The organism is Pseudomonas sp. THAF187a, from assembly GCF_009363395.1.
In the GTDB taxonomy this organism is placed as follows: domain Bacteria; phylum Pseudomonadota; class Gammaproteobacteria; order Pseudomonadales; family Pseudomonadaceae; genus Aquipseudomonas; species Aquipseudomonas khazarica.
This window is the reverse complement of the sequence record NZ_CP045349.1, coordinates 226,073-247,341: the sequence shown is the minus strand read 5'-3', so window position 1 is coordinate 247,341 and position 21,269 is coordinate 226,073. Positions and strand designations below refer to the sequence as shown.

Annotated in this window: 15 protein-coding genes and 1 tRNA gene; 2 read left to right on the top strand and 14 right to left on the bottom strand. The window is 65.7% G+C overall.

Going from position 1 to position 21,269, the window contains the following annotated elements; genetic code table 11:
• Positions 1-96 precede the first annotated feature (96 nt).
• On the bottom strand, positions 97-1,548 hold the full coding sequence (gene gabD / locus FIV02_RS01145; protein WP_047588349.1) for an NADP-dependent succinate-semialdehyde dehydrogenase: 1,452 nt from the start codon (positions 1,546-1,548) through the stop codon (positions 97-99).
• A gap of 339 nt (positions 1,549-1,887) precedes the next feature.
• Here gabD and FIV02_RS01140 point away from each other — a divergent pair.
• Positions 1,888-1,964: transfer RNA gene (locus tag FIV02_RS01140), tRNA-Arg, on the top strand.
• Positions 1,965-2,117: 153 nt separating this feature from the next.
• Here the strand turns inward: FIV02_RS01140 and FIV02_RS01135 are convergent.
• The 9 genes from FIV02_RS01135 to FIV02_RS01095 form a co-directional block, all read right to left on the bottom strand.
• Positions 2,118-3,701, bottom strand: coding sequence for an aldehyde dehydrogenase (NADP(+)) (locus FIV02_RS01135; RefSeq protein ID WP_152487566.1), 1,584 nt, complete (start codon positions 3,699-3,701; stop codon positions 2,118-2,120).
• A 292-nt stretch (positions 3,702-3,993) separates the two neighbouring features.
• Positions 3,994-5,364 carry an exopolysaccharide Pel transporter PelG gene (gene pelG, locus FIV02_RS01130; protein ID WP_047587640.1) on the bottom strand — a complete coding sequence of 457 codons (1,371 nt, stop codon included), beginning with the start codon at positions 5,362-5,364 and terminating at the stop codon, positions 3,994-3,996.
• On the bottom strand, positions 5,365-6,891 hold the full coding sequence (pelF, locus tag FIV02_RS01125) for a GT4 family glycosyltransferase PelF (protein WP_152487565.1): 1,527 nt from the start codon (positions 6,889-6,891) through the stop codon (positions 5,365-5,367).
• On the bottom strand, positions 6,888-7,877 hold the full coding sequence (locus tag FIV02_RS01120; RefSeq protein ID WP_152487564.1) for a HEAT repeat domain-containing protein: 990 nt from the start codon (positions 7,875-7,877) through the stop codon (positions 6,888-6,890). The genes pelF and FIV02_RS01120 overlap by 4 nt, the downstream gene beginning before the upstream one ends.
• Positions 7,855-9,222 (bottom strand): PelD GGDEF domain-containing protein, encoded by a 1,368-nt coding sequence (locus tag FIV02_RS01115; protein ID WP_081876532.1) that lies wholly within the window; start codon positions 9,220-9,222, stop codon positions 7,855-7,857. Before FIV02_RS01115 ends, FIV02_RS01120 begins: the two co-directional genes overlap by 23 nt.
• 5 nt (positions 9,223-9,227) lie before the next feature.
• On the bottom strand, positions 9,228-9,746 hold the full coding sequence (locus FIV02_RS01110) for a penicillin-binding protein activator LpoB (RefSeq protein ID WP_152487563.1): 519 nt from the start codon (positions 9,744-9,746) through the stop codon (positions 9,228-9,230).
• 27 nt (positions 9,747-9,773) lie between these two features.
• Positions 9,774-13,376, bottom strand: a complete 3,603-nt coding sequence (locus FIV02_RS01105) for a tetratricopeptide repeat protein (RefSeq protein WP_172979119.1) — start codon at positions 13,374-13,376, stop codon at positions 9,774-9,776.
• A complete protein-coding gene (locus tag FIV02_RS01100; RefSeq protein WP_152487562.1) occupies positions 13,354-16,125 on the bottom strand; it encodes a bifunctional glycoside hydrolase 114/ polysaccharide deacetylase family protein in 2,772 nt (923 codons plus the stop codon). The genes FIV02_RS01105 and FIV02_RS01100 overlap by 23 nt, the downstream gene beginning before the upstream one ends.
• Positions 16,126-16,547: 422 nt before the next feature.
• On the bottom strand, positions 16,548-17,156 hold the full coding sequence (locus FIV02_RS01095; protein ID WP_152487561.1) for a glutathione S-transferase N-terminal domain-containing protein: 609 nt from the start codon (positions 17,154-17,156) through the stop codon (positions 16,548-16,550).
• 278 nt (positions 17,157-17,434) lie between these two features.
• Between FIV02_RS01095 and FIV02_RS01090 the strand changes: the two genes are divergently transcribed.
• A complete protein-coding gene (locus FIV02_RS01090; protein ID WP_037056840.1) occupies positions 17,435-18,346 on the top strand; it encodes a LysR substrate-binding domain-containing protein in 912 nt (303 codons plus the stop codon).
• A 79-nt stretch (positions 18,347-18,425) separates the two neighbouring features.
• Here FIV02_RS01090 and madM read toward each other — a convergent pair whose 3' ends face one another.
• From madM to FIV02_RS01070, 4 genes are all read right to left on the bottom strand, one after another.
• Positions 18,426-19,190: a malonate transporter subunit MadM gene (gene madM, locus FIV02_RS01085; protein WP_037056837.1), complete on the bottom strand. Its 765-nt coding sequence runs from the start codon at positions 19,188-19,190 to the stop codon at positions 18,426-18,428.
• A gap of 5 nt (positions 19,191-19,195) precedes the next feature.
• A complete protein-coding gene (gene madL / locus FIV02_RS01080; RefSeq protein ID WP_152487560.1) occupies positions 19,196-19,597 on the bottom strand; it encodes a malonate transporter subunit MadL in 402 nt (133 codons plus the stop codon).
• A 62-nt stretch (positions 19,598-19,659) separates the two neighbouring features.
• Entirely contained in the window at positions 19,660-20,586 is a 927-nt protein-coding gene (gene mdcH, locus FIV02_RS01075) for a malonate decarboxylase subunit epsilon (protein WP_152487559.1), read from the bottom strand.
• On the bottom strand, positions 20,583-21,218 hold the full coding sequence (locus FIV02_RS01070) for a malonate decarboxylase holo-ACP synthase (protein ID WP_152487558.1): 636 nt from the start codon (positions 21,216-21,218) through the stop codon (positions 20,583-20,585). Before FIV02_RS01070 ends, mdcH begins: the two co-directional genes overlap by 4 nt.
• Between the last annotated feature and the right edge of the window lie 51 nt (positions 21,219-21,269).

Here is a 21,269-nt window from a genome sequence, read left to right as displayed (position 1 = left end):
GCCGGCGGGGACGCAACAGGTTCTACTCGGTACAACCGGGGGCGCCGCGCGCTCTTTCGCACCTTGTCCCCATCTGGAAACCATCAGGTTTCCGAATCAGATGCCGCCCAGGCACATGTACTTGATCTCGAGGTAATCCTCGATCCCGTACTTGGAGCCCTCGCGGCCCAGGCCGGACGCCTTCACGCCACCGAACGGCGCGACTTCGTTGGAGATCAGGCCGGTGTTGATCCCCACCATGCCGTACTCCAGCGCCTCGGCCACGCGGAACACGCGGCCCAGATCACGGGCGTAGAAATACGAGGCCAGGCCGAATTCGGTGTCGTTGGCCATAGCGATCACTTCGGCGTCGTCCTTGAAGCGGAACAGCGGCGCCAGCGGGCCGAAGGTCTCTTCCTTGGCCACGGCGGCGTTCTTCGGCACGTCGACCAGGATGGTCGGCTCGAAGAAGGTGCCACCGAGGGCATGCGGCTTGCCACCGAGGGCCAGCTTGGCGCCCTTGGCCAGCGCGTCCTCGATGTGCTCCTGGACCTTGGCTACCGCTTTCTCGTCGATCAGCGGGCCGGTGGTGGTGCCATCTTCCAGGCCGTTGCCGATCTTCAGCTTGGCCACAGCGGCCTTGAGCTTGTCGGCAAAGGCGTCATACACGCCATCCTGCACGTAGATGCGGTTGGCGCACACGCAGGTCTGGCCGTTGTTGCGGTACTTGGAGATCAGCGCGCCTTCCACGGCGGCATCCAGGTCGGCGTCGTCGAAGACGATGAACGGCGCGTTGCCGCCCAGCTCCAGCGATACCTTCTTGATGTCCTGGGCGCACTCGGCCATCAGCTGGCGACCGATTTCGGTCGAACCGGTGAAGGACAGCTTACGCACGATCGGGTTGCCGGTCAGTTCGCCACCCACTTCACCGGCGCTGCCGGTGACCACGCTCAGCACGCCTTTCGGAATACCGGCGCGCTCGGCCAGCTCGACCAGGGCCAGGGCGGAGAACGGCGTCTGCGACGCCGGCTTGATGACCATGGTGCAACCGGCGGCCAGCGCCGGGCCGGCCTTGCGGGTGATCATCGCGGCCGGGAAGTTCCACGGGGTGATGGCGGCAGTGACACCGATCGGCTGCTTGATCACGATCAGGCGCTTGTCCGGCTGGTGACCCGGAATCACGTCACCGTAGACGCGTTTGGCTTCCTCGGCGAACCACTCGATGAAGGAGGCGGCGTAGGCGATCTCGCCCTTGGCCTCGGCCAGCGGCTTGCCCTGCTCCAGGGTCATCAGACGACCGAGGTCATCCTGGTTCTCCATCAGCAACTCGAACCAGCGACGCAACTTGCCCGCACGTTCCTTGGCGGTCAGCGCGCGCCAGGCCGGCAGCGCCTTCTCGGCGGCCTCGATGGCGCGACGGGTTTCCGCGCGGCCCATCTTCGGTACGTGGCCGATGATCTCGCCGGTCGCCGGGTTGTTCACGGCGATGGTCTGGCCGCTGTCGGCATCCAGCCACTGGCCATCGATATAGGCCTGCTGGCGGAACAGTTGGGCGTCTTGCAGTTGCATGGCAGTCTCCTTCAGATGCCGACGCCAGGCGTCGGGGGTGGAGTCATTGAGCAGGGTCCACGCAACGTACAGCGCTACGTGGGCCAGGTAATGGATTCAGAGTGACGGATTGGCGAAGGGTTCGAAATAGCTGAACACTGCGTTTGAAATCTCAAACGAATCCTAGGATCGGCACGGGTAAAGGGCAATACCCGGAGGGGCTAAATCGACGAAAGAATGACAAAAAACTTGTGATAAGAGCCCTCGACAGGGCAAAAAGTGTAAAGCTCGTTTGAAATAACGAACACTCATGCACAATGGACGCTAACCGCCGACATGCGTATGATTGCGCCCCGCAACGCATCCGTAGCTCAGCTGGATAGAGTACTGCCCTCCGAAGGCAGGGGTCGTGGGTTCGAATCCCGCCGGATGCGCCAGATAATGAAAAGCCCCAGGTGAAAACCTGGGGCTTTTTCGTTTCCGCTCGGCGCGGCCAGGAGCCTCGCCGGGCGCCGCGACACAGGGGCTTGGCCGGCGCAATGAAGAATGCCGCACCCAGGGGTGCGGCATTCGTCGCTACAGCACGCGGCTCAGCTCAGGGCGTCGCGGCTGTGCACGCCGTCGACCAGGCGCTGGATGCCCAGCGGGTTGGCGTTCTGCAGCGCTTGCGGCAGGACATCGTCCGGGTAGTTCTGGTAGCACACCGGACGCAGGAAGCGCTGGATGGCCAGGGTGCCGACGGACGTGCCACGGGCGTCGGAGGTCGCCGGGTACGGGCCGCCATGGACCATGGCATCACAGACTTCCACACCGGTCGGGTAGCCGTTGAGCAGCACGCGGCCGGCTTTGACTTCCAGCAGCGGCAGCAGGTCGCGGAAGGCCTCGAGGTCGTCGCGTTCGGCAATCAGGGTCGCGGTCAGCTGGCCGTGCATGCTCTGCAGGGCGCGGGTCAGCTCGGCGCTGTCGGCGACGTCGACGACGATGGTGGTCGGGCCGAAGACTTCTTCCTGCAGCAGGTGGTCACCTTCCAACAGCATGCTGACGTCGGCCTTGAACAGTTGTGGCTGGGCCTGGTTGCCGGCCTGCTCGTTGCCTGCCAGGCGGCTGACCCGGGCATGCCCGTTGAGCTGCGCCACACCGTTGGCGTAGCTGCGCAGGGTGCCGGCGTTGAGCATGGTCTGCGCCGGTTGTGCGCCGATAGCATCGGCCAGCCCGGCGACGAACTCGCTGAACTCGGCACTGCGAATGCCGATGACCAGGCCCGGGTTGGTGCAGAACTGACCGCAACCCAGGACCACGGAGCCGGCCAGTTCCTTGGCCACGGTGGCGCCACGCGCCTTCAGTGCACCCGGCAGGACGATCACCGGGTTGACGCTGGACATCTCGGCGAACACCGGGATCGGTTGCGGACGGGCAGCAGCCATGTCGCACAGGGCACGACCGCCTTTCAGCGAACCGGTGAAGCCTACGGCCTGGATGGCCGGGTGCTTGACCAGGATCTCGCCGACGCCGCCGCCGAAGATCATGTTGAACACGCCCTTGGGCATGCCGGTCTTCTCGGCGGCGCGGATCAGCGCATCGGCCACGCACTCGGCGGTCGCCATGTGGCCGCTGTGCGCCTTGAACACCACCGGACAGCCGGCCGCCAGGGCGGACGCGGTATCGCCACCGGCGGTGGAGAAGGCCAGCGGGAAGTTGCTGGCACCGAAGACCGCGACCGGGCCGACGCCGATCTGGTACTGGCGCAGGTCCGGACGCGGCAGCGGCTGGCGCTCCGGCTGGGCGCGGTCGATGCGTGCACCATAGAAGTCGCCGCGACGCAGGACCTTGGCGAACAGGCGCATCTGGCCGCTTGTACGGCCACGCTCGCCCTGGATGCGGGCAGCCGGCAGCGCCGTCTCGCGGGTGACCAGCGCGACGAAGTCGTCGCCGAGGGCGTCGATCTCGTCGGCGATGGCCTCGAGGAACTCGGCGCGGCGCACGGCCGACAAGTTGCGATAGAGCGGATAGGCGGCGGCAGCGGCCTGGGCAGCGGCGTCGACTTCTTCCGGCGTGGCCTGGATGAAGGTGTAGGGCAGCGCTTCACCGCTGCTGGCGTCGAGGCTCTTGTGCTCCACGGTGCCCGCAGCACGGCGCTCACCGCCGATGTAATTGTGGCCAGTCAGACTCAGCATGGCGTTCTCCTGTCAGATGATGGCGAACGGGGCGCCATCGGGACACTGTATGAGCCCGGCAGCAATGCCGGGATTCGCAACCGTCTGCACAGTTGTAGGACGTATGATAAGTGATGACTTAGGTATTTGTCCTCCCCCGGCAGTCTCGCGGCTTTCCTGCAGGCGATCGGGCACGACAGCCTGCCCAGTGGCGGCGGTGAGTTCCGAAGCATGGAAGAACATCGCTGCAGCGCGGCAGCGAAGGGCGCGCCGGCCCTCTGGCGGGCCGGCAGGTCTTGCAGCTGCTGCGCAGTCAGCGACTGAGCATGAAGGTCTCGAACTCCAGGTCTTCCAGCGCATCATTGAGCCGGTACAGGCCCAGCAGCACACACAGCAGCAGTGACAGGGTGAAGCCGTAGCCGAAGAAGGTCGGGCCGAGCATCTGGCTGAACAGGGTCAACGCACCGTTGGCCAGCACGAACAGCACGCACAGTTCGAGCACGATGGCGCGCTTGTCCAGGTAGAAGAACACGTTGAGCAGGGCCATGAACACGACCTGGATGCTCACGCCGATCACGTCGATGTAGAACAGCGGCAGGTAGTAGTGGGAGATACCCAGCCACGACAGCAGCTGCGGCGCCAGCAGGAACAGCAGCACCAGCGTCAGGCCCTGCACCTTGCAGATTTCCATCAGGCCCTGACGGATCGCCAGGATCATCTGCTCCTTCAGCCAGCCGATGTGCTGCAGGGTTTCACCCCCCCGGATCGCGTCGTAGACGCGCTCGTACCATTCGGCGAAGTCCGTCTCGATGCGCACCAGGAACACGGCCATGCCGGGGATGATCGACAGGTAGGCGAGGAAGATCGGCAGGTCGTAGAGAATCGAGGCGCGCAACGGGCCGATCACCGCTTCCGAGGTCGTCGGGTTGAACCAGAAGATGAACTTGTCGATCCAGATGCCCAGGTTGTAGCAGAGCCCGGTCAGCAGCAGGCTGATGAACACCTGGCGGCGCTTGAGGAAGTCGAAGGCGACCAGGCGCTCGGCCGGATACTCGCGGAGGATGTCGAAGAGGAAGATGAACAGCAGGCTGGAGTGGCCGATCAGCAGGCCCAGCAGCAGGCCGTCGATGTTCAGGAAGCGCAGCAGGTAGGCCGACGCCACCATCAGCGAGTAACCGAGGAACATCACCCCGAGGATGCGGTTGTACGCCTTCATCCCCGACAGGAAGATGATCACCAGCCACAGGTTGCACAGCACGACGAAGTTGGCCATCACCAGCAGGCGGTAGGAGAACGACTGCTCGAACAGCAGGCTCAGCACGACGATCGCCAGCAGCCCGGAGAACACCGTGACCAGCAGCAGGATGCCCACCAGGTTGGGCAGGATCATGTCCAGGCGGCGCTCGAACAGGCGATCGGAGACGAAACGGGTGAAGAACAGCTGCAGGCCGCCGGTCAGGATCAGCGACGTGGCCATCAGGTAGGTCACCGTGACCAGGAACTGGCCGATCAGCGTTTCCGGCAGCACCGCCCCCAGGCTCAGCACACCGATGAGCATCACACTGATGATCGACAGCACCCAGGGGCCGGAGCTGATCAGGCCGGCATACAGGTAGGCGCGCATCGTCGAGGTGTAGGAGTCCTTGGAGAGGATCTTCCTCAGTTCAAAACCTATGCCGGCCATCTACGCGCTCTCCGTGCCTTCGCGGTACAGCTCGCGGTAACGGGCGAGCATCAGTTCTTCTGTGTAGTAGCGCCGCACACGTTCGAGGCCGACCGCCTGGGCGGCATGCCAGCGCTGCGGATCACGCAGCAGGGAGAGGATCGCCCGCGAGGTGGCCTGGGGGTCGGCGATCGCCACTACCTCGCCAGCCGTACCGAGCTGGCGATCCTCCTCGCTGAAGCCCTCGACCAGCTCGCGACAGGAGCCGACGTCGCTGGTCACCACTGGCGTACCGGCCGCCCAGGCCTCCAGCACCACCAGCGGCTGCGCCTCGCTGATCGAGGTCAGGACCATCACGCCCAGCTGCGGGACGACTTCGCGCACCTGGCGGAAACCGAGAAAGCGCACCTTGTCCTGCAGGCCGAGACTCGCCACCAGGCTGTGGCATTCGGCGGCGTAGTCGGGGTCTTCCTCTTCCGGGCCGACGATCCAGCCCTCGGCCTCCGGAATGACACTGACCACGCCACGGATGGCGCGGATGAAGGTCTTGACGTCCTTGATCGGCACCACGCGCCCGACCAGCCCCGCCACCGCAGGCACGCCCTCGGGACGGCTGGCCAGCGCCTGGTCCCAGCTGTCGAGGTCGATGCCGTTGGGAATGACCCGGGTACGCTCGGCCGGCGCCCCATCGCTGACCTGGCGCAGGCGATTGCCTTCGTACAGGGCGATGATCAAATGCGCCGAGCGATAGGTGATCAGGCCGATGCGCTCGAAGAAGCGGATCCACAGGCGGCGGATGTAGCTGACTTCCGCATCCAGGCCGGTGCTCAGGCGCTCGTCCGGGCTCTCGGCGATCCAGCCCGCCTGGGCCAGGTCGATCTTGCGCTCCTTGGTGTAGATGCCGTGCTCGCTGAGCAGGTAGTGGCAACCCCAGCGGCGCTGCAGCACGCTACCGAGCAGGCCGGCGTAGCCGGTCGAGATGGAGTGCAGCATGCGCGCCCGCGGCAGGCTCCGGGACACCTCGGCGAGCATGAACAGCGGCGCCTGCATCGAGCGCAGCGTCCAGAAGTAGTTGACGAACGAGGGGTCGGCGCAGTGCTGGGTGTAGCCATCGACCATGGCGTCCCAGCTGGCGCGGCTCTGCATGAACGCCTCGCGGCCGATGCGCCCCACCGCCAGGGTGTCGACGAAGGCATCGCCCTGCTCGCTGCCCGGTTCTTCCGGGTAATGCAGGAAGCGGTGCACGTCCATCATCAGCTCGGCGAGCTCCGGCGTCGCCCGCGAGCTGGTCGCGGGCATGGCGCTCCAGGCGTCCTCGAGGAAGTGCTCCTGGATGTGCACGACATTGTCCGGAATCGCATAGTGCCGCTTGCCGTAGGCCTCCTTCTGGCCGCCGATGAACAGCACCGAGAAGGTCAGCTCGGGCAGGCCCAGGATCAGCTGGTTGATCCAGCTGGAGACACCGCCGCGCACGTACGGCCAGGTACCCTCGAGCAGCAGGCAGATATCGACGTTCTGCACGTCGGGAACGGTGGTTTTCTCACTCATAGCCAGTATTTTGCCAATGCCGCGAAGGGGGGGCGTTGCAACATGTCAGCCGGCATGCTCGCCAGCATCTGCGGGATTTCGTCGTAGCGTTGCCGGCGGAAGGCGATCTCGGCCTGGTAGGGCGCCAGCTGCGCCGCGCCCGTGCCGGTCTGCGCGGCCTGCTCGAACTGGAACGAGGCTTCGTCCAGGTTGCCCAGTTCCATGGCGATACGCCCGGCCAGCAGATGCAGCTCGCCACTCGGCTCGCCCTGCAGCGCCGTGCCGACATGGCTCCAGGCCTGCTGCAGCACGTGCTCGAGCACGCTGCCCTGGGCCAGGCCGACGTAGGCCAGCTCCCAGTACCAGCGCGCCAGCTGGCCATGCAGGGCGAACTTGCGCTCGGCCTTGGTCTTTTCCATGCTCGCCAGCGCCTGTTCGATGCGCTGGTTGATGCGGCTCTCGCGCTGGTCGAGCATCGAGTAGGCCAGCAGGCGCACGTCATCGGAGGGGTCGCGCAGGGCCAGCTTGAGAATCGGGATGGCTTCCTTGCTGCGCATGCGCCGCGTGGCGAAGATCGCCGTCAGACGCTGGTCCGGGTCCGGCGCGTGGCGCAGCACGTCCTGCAGGCCGCCGTCGCTGAACATCAGTTCGCGCGTGCGCTCCCGTGGGCGGAACGGCAGCTCGGGCACCGCCGTCGCTTCCCAGGGCTGGACCTTGCGCTTGCGCGGCAGGTAGAGCGCGGGGAACAGCGCCAGGGCGACGCCGATCATGCCGATCAGCGGAATGAAGAACGACAGGCTGAAGATGAACAGCGGGCTCCACGGCAGCGGAAAGCGATAACGGCGTGGCAGCAGCAGCCAGATGCCGGCGGTCAGCATGGCGCTGCCCAGGCCATGTGCGGAGGCATACAGCAACGCTGCCTGGTGTGCCGGCAGGTCGCTGACCGCACTGGCCCAGCTGCCCAGTTCGAGCAGCGCGGCGCCGCTAAACAGCCACTTGCTGATCATTCAGGGCACACTCGTTGAACAGGAAGTGCCGCAGCGCATCGCGCTCGTCGCCGCCTTCGAAGAGGAATCGATGGGTCTGCACACCCAGTGATTCCAGCTCGCGACCCTGGCCGAAGCGCTCGGCGAAGAGTTGCTTCAGACGCACCAGATAGCCCTTGGAGCCTTCGCCCGAAGTCAGCGGCAGGAGGACCAGCACCAGACGACTGTCGCGCCCGTTGATGACCTTCAGTTGCACGTCCAGACCACGCTGGCTGCTCTCCAGCAGGCGCTGGACCTCCTCGCCGTTGTCCTCCGCCAGCTCGAAGGCGAAGAGGCTGGCCGGCAGGCCGTGATCGCGCGCATCGCTGAGCGAGCGCTTGAGCAGCTGCGAGTACTGCTGGGCATCGGCATCCGGCAGCTGCAGGGCCTGCGCATCGCTCATCAGCAGGTCGGCGATGTGCCCGGCGAGGATGGCCAGCAGGCTGAAGCTGCGCTCATGGAACATGAAGAACGGCATCTGCTGAATGGCCAGCACGGCCAGGATGCGCTCCTCGGTGTCGATCAGCGGCACACAGGCCTGCAACATCGAATGGCGCCCGCCCTCTCCACGATCGAGCACGTCGGAACGCACGCTGACCAGCTCGCCACGCTCCAGGCACTGCTTCAGCAGGATGTCGTTGCCCTTGAGCTCGCCCATCTCCCCCAGCACGGCCAGCGGCTGCTGGGCGATACGCTGGTTGTCGATGACCCGGTACAGTCCCGCGACCCGCAGCGAGCCGTACTGGCCGAGCAGCGACAGCACCGAATCGGCCAGCGTCTTCAGCGCATCGTGATCCCCCGGCAGCGCACGCAGTTGCTGGCGCAGGCTGAGCAGCGAGCTGCGCAGGCTCTGGTCGTTGCCGGCCACCCGCTGCTCCAGGCGGTCATGGGAAATGCGCAGGATGTGGTGGGAACGGGTGAACTCGTCGAGGCGCAGCTGGCGGTATTCGTTGGCCAGGCTCAGGCGCTCCAGACGGCGTTCCCAGATGTCGCGGAATTCGCCGACCAGCATGCTGCACAGCAGCATGCCGACGATGAAGGAGGCTGGCGTATCCGCGTACAGCTCGTTCCCCGCGATGCGCAGCACGAACAGCGCCGCGATCAGCAGCGCCGCACTGAACAGCCCCTGGAGGAATCCGTAGCGAACGCCGAGCAGTATCGGCACCAGGATCATCCAGGGGAACGACGCTGCCACGAGCAGCGGGTCCGCCGGCGACAGCCAGTAGCCGAAACCGAGGGCCAGGAGCGTCAGCAGGCAGCTTTCCCACCAGGAAACGCGGCCGCTGGCCCTTGGCGCTAGAGTGAAATCCTTGTGGGCAGACTGCATCGTGATTACTCGAAGTCGAGGTTACCTACCAGTTTGCGCAGCACTTTCTGGGCAGCACCTGCAACGCTCTCACGGGACCAGCCGGCGCGTGCGCCACTGGAACTCCAGACCACACGGCCGCTGGCCGGTTCGAGAATCTGCAGGCTGATGCCGACTGCCGGCTCGCCGTCCAGGCCGTTCTTGTACTGCCACTCTTCCACGCTACCAGTGATCACGTAGGCCAGCTTCTGCTCACGCGCCCAGGCCAGCGCCTGGCTCTGACGCTCACGGTCGTCCTGCAGCAGCAGGTCCTTCTGCGGTTGCTGCGGGTACATCAGCGGGGTCACACCCTCCTCAGCCAGGATGCTGATCAGGATCTGCTCGGCACGCTCGCCGGCCTGCGGCGCCTGGGCATAGTTGACCAGCGGGGCGACGCCCCACGAGGCATCGCGCGGCAGCGTCTGGTTGCCGCCGCCGCTGAAACTGGAGCAACCCGCGACGAACAGTGCAATGGCCACCAGGGCCAGGCAACGTATGCTTTGCATCTTCATTCCTCCTTTGAGAATCCTTGCTTAGCGCCCGAAACGGGTGCTGTAGGTAATACCGAGCGAACCACCGGGATCACCCTCCCCCCCTCTGGGGGCAGACTGGTAACCGAGGGTCATGGCCAGCTCGTCGTCGCCGAACAGCTCGACGCCGATGCCGACGTTGATGCCGTAGTTGAATTGCCGCTCCGTCCACTGCCAGCCGGCGAGGGTATCGATCATCCAGGTGAACTGCGGACGTGTCCTATTCAGGGCGCCCGGGAAGCCTCGCCGCCAGGTGCTGGCGACATAGAGCTGACCATAGCGGCTCTGCATCAGCTCGGTGCCTTCGATCGTGGCGCCCGGCTCGTTGTCGAACGGAATGTAGGCACCGCCATTGGCGTTGAGCAGGTCAGTGGCGACCTCGCTCTCCACGCTGTTGTTCTGATAGTCCACGCCCGAACGCAGCAACCAGGACGGGTCGTCGAAGAACACCGTGTGGCCCCACTCCAGCGACACGCCCTGGCCGCTGCCGATGGCATCGCCCTGTCGGGAACTGTAGCGGTTGTGCGTCAGCGACCAGCTCAACTGGTCACGCGCGGAGAAGCCGTGCTGGCCCCGGAGACGCACGCCGTCGCGCATGCCCAGGGCGCGCAGCAGGCCGGTGTCTTCGGCCTCGCGGTGCCAGTCGAACGCCAGCCCCAGCTCATCACGCGAGCTCAGGCGCCAACTGCGTTCGATGCCCAGGCCATGGCGGTCATCGTCGTCGCGCAGGCTGCTGTCGAGAATCAGGCGCAGGTCGCCGTCGTCCAGGGTGCGGCGCGCCTCCAGCTTGAGGTTGCGCTCGTTGCCGAGTACCGCGCTGTCCAGGTTCGAACTGTTGTAGCGGCCCTGCTCGAGCTGCAGGTCGGCATACCAGTCATCGCCGAGGTAGCGGGCCACCTGCAGACGCGGCCCCTTGATGTCCAGGTCGCCGAAGTCTGTATTCTGCCACCCCAGCTGCAAGCCCTGCGGGGAGCGCTCGAGCATGCCGGTGGTCTGCAAGAGCAGCTGCTGGCGAATCGAATCCGGTTGTCCATCGCCCTGGGCGCTGAGTCCCGAGGCCAGCGCTTCGCCCTCATGGCCGAGACGCGAGAGCACTTCCACCGTGTTCGCGGCATCGAGTCCGCCGTGTTCGAGCAGACGCTGCATCTGCGCGTGGTTGTCGTTGCGCAGCGCCTGCTGGATCTCGTCGTAGCTGCCGGCCTTCAGCCCGCGCGCTGCCCCCCAGGCCAGCCAGTCGTCCTTCAGCGCCGACTGGTTGCTGGCATCGAGGCGCTCGAGGAAATGCTCGAACCACAGCTGCAGCGTCGCCTGCTCGCCGTTCCACAGACGCTTCGCCTGCGCCAGCGACGTCAGCGTGCCCTGCGACCCGGCCAGCAGGCGCAGGTACATGGCATAGCCTTCGGGAGTCGCGGTGACGCGTTGCAGATTGAGGTCGCGCAGCAGCTGGCGGCGCAGACGCCAGGCCAGGTCTGCGTAGCCGGCGGCCTCGGCCGCGTCGGCATAGGCCGCGAGCACCAGGCGGTCCGATGGATTCGACTTGAGGTACTGACGGAACCAGCGCAAGGCTTCCCGGGTGTTGTTGAGCAACATGTAGCCGGTGGCATAGGGCAACCACAGCCGGCTGTCCGTCACGGCCAGGGCACGCCACTCCGGCAGCAGTTGCGCCAGCGAGTCGCGCTGGGCGTTGTCGATGTAGAACCACAGGATGCGCTGGCGCACCAGATTGTCACTGGGGAACAGCGCCAGCGCCTGCTGGTAGTAGGCCTGGGCCTGGTCGAAGTTGCCGTCCTGGGCAGCCAGCGCGGCACGGGCAACCCAGTACTGCGAGTTGTCGCGTCCATTGGGCGACTGTTCCGCGCCGGCCAGCAGCATTCTCAGGGCATTCCAGTCACCCAGTCGCTCCGCCAACTCCAGCGCGACGATCAGACGTGTCACGCGGCCCGTGCGCTGCCAGCTATCGATGAGAATCTGCAGCGAACGCCTGGGGTCGCTATCCCAGTACAGACGAATCAGGCGATCCTCATCCTCCAGCTCCAGGGGCACCTTCAGGCTCAGCAGGCGATCGTACGAGGCGCGCACTTCCCCATCGCGCTCGAGCTCCCAGGCCAGATTGGCGCGCAGCTGCCAGAACTCGGGATCGTCCACCTCGGGTGAATCGGCTGCGGTCAGCACCTGCCAGGCCAGATCCGGCTCGAACAGGTTCCAGTGCACCTTGGCCCAGCGGATGCGCTCCTTGATCGTCAGCGGCTTGAGCGCTGCCAGGAGCTGCCACTGCTGCACTTCCTTCCTGAACTGCTGGGTGTTCTCCATCAGCATGCGCAGGCGCTGCCGTGCGAACAGGTGGTTGGGGTAGCGCTGCAGGTAGGCCACCAGCCAGGCCTCGGCATCCTCGGGAGTGCCGCGGGTTTCGTGGCTGTAGACCAGGGTGTCGATCTCCACGTCGGTCATCTGCCGATGGGCGTCGATGGTGGACAGCGTCGCGATCACCTGGTCGAAATCGAACAGCTGCAGGGCATAGCGCCAGATGCGCTCGCGCAGCTCCGGGTCTTCGCGCTGCGCCAGCATCTGCACCCAGTAACTCAGCGCCTGCTGGGTATGTCCGGTCCACTCGGCCAGGCGCGCCACTTCGGCCACCATGTCGTAGTCGTCGGGTGTCAGCGCCAGCAACTCGGGCGCCAGCTGCCAGGCCCGGTCGACCGCACCGGATGCCAGGCTCAGGTGGAAATCGGCGGTCAGTGCGCGCGGGTCGTCCCTCTTCAGGCTCAGCCAGCGCTGAATGAAGCTTTCCGCCAGGTCGTAGCGGCGCCCGCCCTGGGCGGCATCGACACCGGCTGCCAGCCAGTCCAGGGAAGCCTGTTGCGCGTCGAGTTCGTCCAGGTGCAGGGCCAGCAGTTGCGCCGCCTGCTCGGGATGATTCGCCGCGAGCAGAGCGTCGAACGCTTCTCGCAGGTGCTCCATGCGCACCTGCGGGTCGCTGTCTTCCGCCGCCAACTGCTCATAGAGCTGCGCCGCGCCACTCTGGTCGTTGTTGGCCAGGCTCCAGATCGCCGCCTCGCCCAGCCAGTGCGTGCGCTTCTCGCTGTCGCGCTCGGCCAGCTCGCGGTAGGCCAGCACGGCGACGTCCAGTCCGCCGATCTCCAGCGAGTAGCGCGCCAGGCGCTCCAGCATGGCATTGTCCAGGTCGGCGATCTTCAGGCTGCGCAGTTCGTCGATCAGCGCCGCCCGCTGTGCATCGCTGATACCGTCCGGCTGGGCCTGGGCACGCAGCACGTCGAGCATCGCCGAGTAGAACGGCGTCGCCGACAGCAGGCGGCCCTGCAACTGCTCCAGGTATTCGCGGGCACGGGTGAAGTCACCGACCTGAATCAGCTGATCGATCAGGCGCAGCTTGAGCTTGTCGTCTTCCGGGTGGGCCTTGATCAGCAGTTCGGTATAACTGATGGCGACGGCGTCCGGCCGGTCGTCCGCGTCCGGCAGGAACACGTCCTCGCTCTTGTACGACAGCGCCAGCAACGCCACCACGAACCCGGCAACCAGCAGGATCATCCAGGGGTTGAGCAGGCGGGTGCGCGGCACCTTTTTCTTAGTTGCAGATGAGTTGCGCATCGCTCACCTGCTTCATCGGCAATTCGAAGTGCCATACGCCATTGTCGTGCGTGCCAGTGAACCGGCCGCCCCCCGCCTTCACATGGCACGAACCGGCCGAGCGCACGCTGAAACTGAGCGGGAACTCGCCCTGGAAGGAAAACGTCACGCGCTTGTCGTCCAGATAACGCCAGGCGGTCAGCGGAATGTTCGCCTCTTCCAGTGCCGGGCGCGGGTCACGGGTGTCGCGCAGGGCCAGCAGCGCATCGGCGCCGCTCAGGTGCACGTAGCGCCCCTGCGGCAGATCACGCACCCCGGCGACGCCCCTGGAGCGGGCCAGGTCCGGCCAGCCCAGGGCCGGATCCAGGCGCAGCGTGCGCATGCCCACCAGGCCCTTCACCTGCCAGCTGCCGTCGCTACGCCTGGCCAGGCTGGCGCGGTACAGTCCCTCGACGCGCTTGATGTAGTCGCTCATCCACAGCGACAGCGGCTGGCCATCGAGAATGGTCTGGTAGGTCTGGCGCATGGCCCGGATGGAGGCCTGCTTGGTCCCCGAGTAGAAGTGGTAATAAAGATGGAAGCCGCGCAGGCGACGCGGGCTGTCGGTCAGCGCGAAGGTGTCCTGAACGTCGCGGAAGCCGTAGTAGGGTCCCGTCCACAGGTTGGTGTAGACGTTCTCGTTGATCACCGGGGCGTAGAAGTGCAGCCCGCCGGAAGTCGGCCGGATCAGCGGATAGAGACCGGTCAGCGAGGGGTAGGCCTTGGTCAGCACGGTGTTGCCGCCGTTGACGTTCGGCAGGCCACTGTCATACGCCAGCTTGATGGTTTCGGCGCTGGGCATGGCATCACCGGACCAGAAGATCATCTTCACCGGCTTCTTCGGAGTGGTCAGGCGCTGGTTGATGTAGTCCCGAGTGCCGACGACCTCACGCGTGAGGTCCAGCGTCTTGTAGCCCGGAATGGCCATCATATAGCCGTATTCCGCCTCGAAGTTCTCGCGCTGCGAGGCCTTTTCCGGCTGCCAGAAGAACGGGTGGCTGAAGGTGTGGCTGGCGACCTCGACCTTGGGGTTAGCGAAGATCTTGCGAGCGATGGGCTCCAGCTCACGCGCCAGGTGCGGGTACATGCCACGCGGGCCGACTTCACCCTCGATCACCGACACCGAGGTCAGCAACGGGTAGGGGTTGATGAAATCCTCCAGCACCTGGATACCCGAGTAAGGCGAACCGGGGACCTCGGCACGGGACACGAAACCATCGCCGTCCAGGTGCACGGTGGCGATGCGCCGGCCGTTCTCCGTGGTGCTGTCGGGGCGCGGCAACGCCGGCAACTTGAAGGCACGGGCAATGAAGGCGAACGGGTCGAGCATCCAGCGCCGATGGTCGAGGCCTTCCTCGAATACATAGGGGGCCATTGCGTAGCCGCCCCAGTCCCCGGTGGCCACCGGCGCGTAGACACGGTCTTCGTTCTGCAGGGACAGCGCCGCCCGGGTACGCTCGGGCGCGGTCACGGTCAGCGGCGGAACTTCCCGCGTGCGCACACGCAGCGGTGCTTCGAAGCCGCCGACCAGCGTGGCATCGTGGGACAGCAGCACGGCATCCTTGCCGACCGGCTGCGAGCGCGTGCGGATGCCCAGGCGATCCAGCAGGCTGTCGTTCTCGGTGGGCATCCCGGCGAGAAAGGCAATCGGCACCTGCTCGTCGAGGCGCTGGCCCAACCAGCTCTCGAAATAATCGCGGTCCACCGGCGAGCCACTGGTCATCCACACCACGACGCCCGCGTAGAGCCCTTTCAGCGGGCGCTGCGGCAGCGTGGTATCGGCCGGCCAGTAGTCGACCCGGTACCCCAGGTATTCGAGCAGGCCGCCAAGGTGCACATGCCCCGGATTGTCTTCGAGCTCGCCCTCGCGCGCATCGTAGACCAGGGCAATACGCCGGGGCTGGACCTCCACGCCGCTGATGCCCATGGCATTCAGCGCAGGGGAGGTCACGTAGGGGATGAAGCCTTCCTCGGTCAGCCGCGCAGCCAGCTGGCGCGCCTGTTCGCGCTGCTCTGGCGGCAAATACTCGATCGCCACCACCGGAATGCCCTGGGCCCGCACCTTGTCGAGGTGCAGCTGCAACCAGTCACGATCGCTCTGCGACACCGCCTTGTAGCCACCGCCCGCATCCCACCCGGCATAGAGGGACTCGACGGCGACTGCGGCGGCAACGCCCGGCAGCTCTGGCAGCACGTCGAAACCACGGTTGAAGAACAACTTGAGTGTCGGTTCACGCCGATGCAGTTCGTTCAGCAGGCTCTTCAGCGCCTCGCGCTGGCCGTCCTGGAGCGCCTGCGCCTGCAGATGGAAACTGTCCAGGGTGTCGAGGAACAGGCCGGCGTAGCCCTGCTGGCGCAGCGCGCTGGCGCGCTCGAAGAGGTATTCGCGCCAGGCCGGCGAGTCCAGGTCCATCACCTGGCTGTTCCAGGCAGCGTTGCGCACGGCACTGGTCGCCTCGCTCAACCCCGCCTGGGTGACATCGCCAGCGAATTCGCCGATGGACAGGTAGGCAAAGACCTCACTGCCCTGGGCCTTGAGGTAATCCAGATCCTTCGACGAGGCATGACCGGGCTCGACCACCACCCACTCGAACTGCGACAACTCGGGCAGGGGCAACTGATCGGCGTACCAGAAGGCTACGCTGGCAGGCCGAGCAAATGTCGTGGAAACGAAAAATGCGACCGCCAGGCCGAAAAGCCGGGCAATTCCCTTGGAGGACTTCACCTGCATGACCTACTGCACTGGAAAGAGCGCTTGTGCGCTTACTGCTCGACAAAAGCCTCTGACGAGACTTCCCCCATAAACGTCAGGAAACCGGCTCCACCCCACGGAAACCGAGCGAAACTTGACATCAAAAAGCTGGCATATTGAATCAGCCCAACCAAGGATATGTCAATTTTTTGATCAGACAATGACCAAAAAAACGAACACCCCTCAAGTTAGTCAAATTACCGTCGAGCACTAACGTGAAGTCCGTCACGCGGGAAACAACCCTTTAATATCAGGGACAAAGGCGTGTCGAGGCGGAGCGCCAAAAACCTGTCAAGACGCGGATTCGCGAATGCCGCCGCCCATTCCACCGACAGACGGTCACGAAGCCGTTGCGCGGCGCAACCTCAATCCAGACCAGCAGCCCATCGCTGCGCTATCCGTCAGGACACCGGCGCGCTGGCCTGCATGGAGGCACGAACGGAGAACGCCAGCTGGAAGTCACGCAACAGCGGATGCGAGGCACGCCAGTCGAGGTCGGCGAAGCGAAAATCCAGATAGCCCAGGGCGCAGGCCACGCCGATCTGCGCCAGATCGAGCGGCCCCTGCAGCTGTGCGGCCTGACGCTCCAGCTCCGCCAACGCCCGCCACACCTTGCCCAGTTGGCCATCGAGCCAGGCCTGCGACTGTTGCTCAGGCTCGCGCACGGCCTTTTCGTAGCGTGCGAGCAAGGCGGCCTCCATCAGGCCGTCGGCCAGGGCCGCCAGGCGCAACACCTGCCAGCGTCCGGCATCGACCGGCAACAGCCTGGGCCCCTGATGCAGGGTGTCGAGGTATTCACAGATCACCCGGCTGTCGTACAGCGCCTGCCCATCATCGAGCAGCAGCACCGGTATCTTGCCCAGCGGATTGGCCCGGTTGACCCGCTCGTTGAGCGTGGTCGGCAACACGGCGGTGTCGAGCAGCTCGATCTCCGCCAGCAGGCCGGCCTCAGCGGCCAGTACACGCACCTTGCGGGCGAAAGGTGAAGCAGCGGCGTAGATCAACTGCATGTGCATGGTCCTCTGTGATTCATCAAGCATGGTGGTTCAGGCCTCGGGCCTCATGCGAGGTAGCCCGAGCGCGACGATGCAGGCACGCCTTGCACACCTCAAGCGCACGGCCCACCGACAGATCGCAGCGGGCCCTGCGCATGCGGATGCCGAGACAGCGAACGCGTCATTCTGCGCGCCCGACGATAGCCCCGGACAAGAGCAGAAACCAGCATTCCCGACACCAGTCGACGGCCCGGATACGGCACAATCGGGAATCGCTGGAAAAGGACAGGCCGATGCTCATCGACGAAGAACTCACCCTGAAGAAGCTGGAGGTCTTTCTCGCCTTCATGCGCAGCGGCAACCTGGCGCGCGCGGCCAGCGAACTGCAGACCAGCAACGTCAGCGTGCATCGCGCCATCCACTCTCTGGAGAGTGCCCTGCGCTGCCCGCTGTTCAAGCACGAGGGGCGCAACCTGATCCCGCTGGAAAGCGCCTACTGCCTGGAAGAAAAGGCGCAGAAGCTGATCCAGGACGCCCAGGAGATGGTGCGCCTGACCCGCGAGGCAGCCGGCTTCGGCGCCGAGCGCTTCAAGCTGGGCGCCCTCTACTCGCTGACGGTGAAGACCGTGCCGCAACTGATCATGGGCCTGAAGCTGCGGCGCAGCGAGCTGAACATCGACCTGGTCCTCGGCTCCAACGTCGACCTGCTGTACAAGCTGAAGAACATGGAGCTGGACGCGATCCTGATCGCGCTCGACGACAGCATCAGCGACCCGGACTGCGAACAGCTGGCGCTGTTCTCCGATGACATCTTCCTCGCCGCACCGAACGACTCGCCCTTCGCCGAGCAGCCCGAGGTGGACCTGGCCGATCTGCGCAACGACACCTTCATCACCCTGACCCAGGGCTATGCCACCTTCCGCGATGGCGAGCGGGTGTTCCAGCAGGCCGGCTTCGAACCGCAGGTGGCGATGCAGGTGAAGGACATCTTCACCCTGCTCAGCATGGTCAGCTCCGGCGTCGGCTATGCCCTGCTGCCGGGGCGGGTGGCGGCGGTGTACGAGAACCGGGTGAAGCTGATCCCGCTGCAGGCCAAGTACCACCTGCAGCAGCATATCGGCGTGGTGTTTCTCAAGGCCAAGGAGCGCGACCCCAACCTGCTGGCGCTGCTCGCCGAATGCCGGATGTACAGCCGCCAGGCGTAGAGGCGTCTCGACGCCCTCGCGACTGAAGGCATGCCTGAACGGGGCAATAAAAAAGCCCGCCATGACGGCGGGCGAAAGGTCAGCCCAGAAGGCCTCGCATCAGAAAGTAGAGCAACGATGGGCCAAGCAGGCAGCCCAGCGCGGTGTAGAAGGCGGCGGTCAGGCAGCCATAGGGCACCAGCTTGGGATCGGTCGCCGCCAGGCCGCCGGCGACACCGCTGGAGGTGCCCATCAGGCCACCGAAGATCACCGCGCTGCGCGGATTGTCCAGGCCGATATAGGGCGCGACGAAAGGCGTGGCCACCATCACCAGGATCGCCTTGATCAGGCCGGCGGCAATCGACAGCGCCATCACGTCGGAGCTGGCGCCCAGCGCCGCACCGGTCACCGGGCCGACGATGTAGGTCACCGCGCCGGTGCCGATGGTGGTCAGGCTGACCACGTCGGTGTAGCCGAACGCCATGGCCACCGCGACACCCGCGACGAAGGACGACAGCACGCCGACGAACAGCGCCAGCACCCCGGCGAATCCGGCGCGCTTGAGTTCCTCGACACTGACCCCGAAGCCGGTGGCGACGATGGCGAAGTCACGCAGCATGGCACCGCCCAGCAGGCCAATGCCGGCAAACAGGGGAATGTCCACCAGGCCTTTCTGGCCACCGGTGTAGGCGCCACCGATATAGGACAGCAACAGGCCGAGGAGGATGGCGATGGCCGAGCCATGCAGGCGGCCCTTGGTGAACTTGTCGGAGATCCAGTACGACACCCACATGGTGATGCCGATGATGGCGAAACCGCTGAGCATGCCGTAGCTGGTGACAACCTTGAGCAGAGATTCGTACATGGCGATCACCGTGGTGCTTTGGTCAGGGAGGAGGTGACATCGGCTTCAGGCTTCTTTTGCCCGATCCGGCTGAGCACGGGGACCAGGGCGAAGCCGGCGACGACGGCGGCGATACCCGCCAGGATCGCCATCGGCCCACCGCTGAGGGCACCGTAGACGTTCTGCTGGGCGGCCATGGCGACCACGATGGGGATGTAGATGGCGCTCCAGAACTCCACGCCCTGTTCCGACTTGCCAGTGAACAGTCCGCGGTTCTTCAGGTAACTACCCAGGAATATCAGCAGCAGCATGGCGATGCCGACACCGCCGACGTTGGCGGGCACGCCGATGAGTTGCCCCAGCAGCGAGCCGATGAAGATGCCTGCCAGGGTGCAGAACGCCAGAAAGGCGACACCGTAGATGATCATTGTTGTTGTCCTCGTTTCACATATCGAAGTTGTTGTTCTTGTGCTTCGGTAAACGCTACGGCTCAGCGGTCGAGGCTTACCTCCTGACGCAACATGGCGTCGAGTGTATCCAGACGTGCGCCGGCAAAGGCGACAGCCTGTCCGGGTTCGAATACGCGCCGGGCCAGACCGGTGAGCACGCCGCCTGGAGGCAGTTCCAGGTGCAGGCGCACACCGCGCTCGTAGGCAGTGACGAGCGTGGCCTGCCAGTCGACGCGGCGGCTCATGTTGAACGCCAGGTCATCGCGCAGACGCTGTGGCTCGCGAATCACCCGTGCCGAGCTGCTGCTCAGGTAACGCGCCCGTGGCACATGCAGCGCAACCCCGGCGAAGGCCGCCGCCAGTTCGCGCGCCGGTGCATCGAGCAGCTCGCAGTGCGACGGCACGCTCATGGCCAGGCGCCTGACCGCAGCGGCGCCGAGGGCGCGGGCCCGCTCGGCGACCTGCGCCATGGCCGCATCGCTGCCGGCGATCACCAGCTGGTTTTCCGCATTGATATTGGCCAGGTACAGCGGCCCTTCGGCGTCGTCCAACAGGCGCTCGACGCTGGCCTGATCGAGGCCGAGGATGGCGGTCATACCGTAGCCGGCGGGATAGGCGCGCTGCATCAGCTCGCCGCGCAGGGCGACCAGGCGCAGCGCATCGGCAAAATCCAGGGCCTCGGCCACCACCGCAGCGGCGTAGGCACCGATGGACAGCCCGGCGACATACTCAGGACGATGGCCGCGCTCGATGAGCAGGCGCGAGGCAGCGACACCGGCGATCAGCAGGCACAGCTGCACGGCGCGGGTGCCCTGCAGCGCCTCGGCCGAATCCAGCAGACGCACATCCTCGCCCAAGGTGGCGCTGGCCTGTTCCAGGCAATCGTGGACGACCGTGGCATCCGGCAAGACCTGGAGCATGCCGGGCTGCTGCGCGCCCTGGCCGGGAAAGGCCCAGAGCGTGCTCATGCCGCCACCTGCTGCAGGTGCCAGGGATCGCCGACCAGTTGCGGGCCGCGTTGCGTTTTCAGCAGTACGCGCGCCGCGTCACCGGCCCATTCGCGCAGCGCCACGGCGCCGTGCGGGGTTTCCAGTTGCAGGTCGATGCGGCCTGGCGCGGCGTCCAGCACGGCACACAGCCTGCGGGCCGAGGCGCGGTCGAGGGTGTGCGGCGCCAGCAGTGTCAGGTCGAGATCGCTCTGCGGGTGCGCCGCACGGATGCCGCTGGCCAATTCGAAACCCAGGCTGCCGGTCACGCCCCAGGCCAGGCCCAAGCCATCCAGGTGCAGCGCGACATGTTCGAGGGCACGTAGCGCCGGCCAGCGCCGCTGAGCATGCTCACGCCAGCGCCCTGCCCTGGCCACGGACTGAGGGCTGACCAGCCGGCTGATATCGCTCAGGCGCATCCAGCTTGCATAGCGCTGTTCACGCGCGGCGCCACGGATACCGACCGCCACCCAGCCGGGTTCGGCGGGTGCACGCCGCACCACCACCGGCACATGCCCGCCCAGGGCGGCGCGAGCCCAGACCGGCGCCTCCTGCGGCAGGTGCTCGGGGCGCAGGCCCCAGAGCAGATCATGTGGACGGGGTGTCGGGTGCATCGCTGGTTCTCCGCAGGGCGGGGGCAACCCGCCGTTTCGTCTCATTCAGGA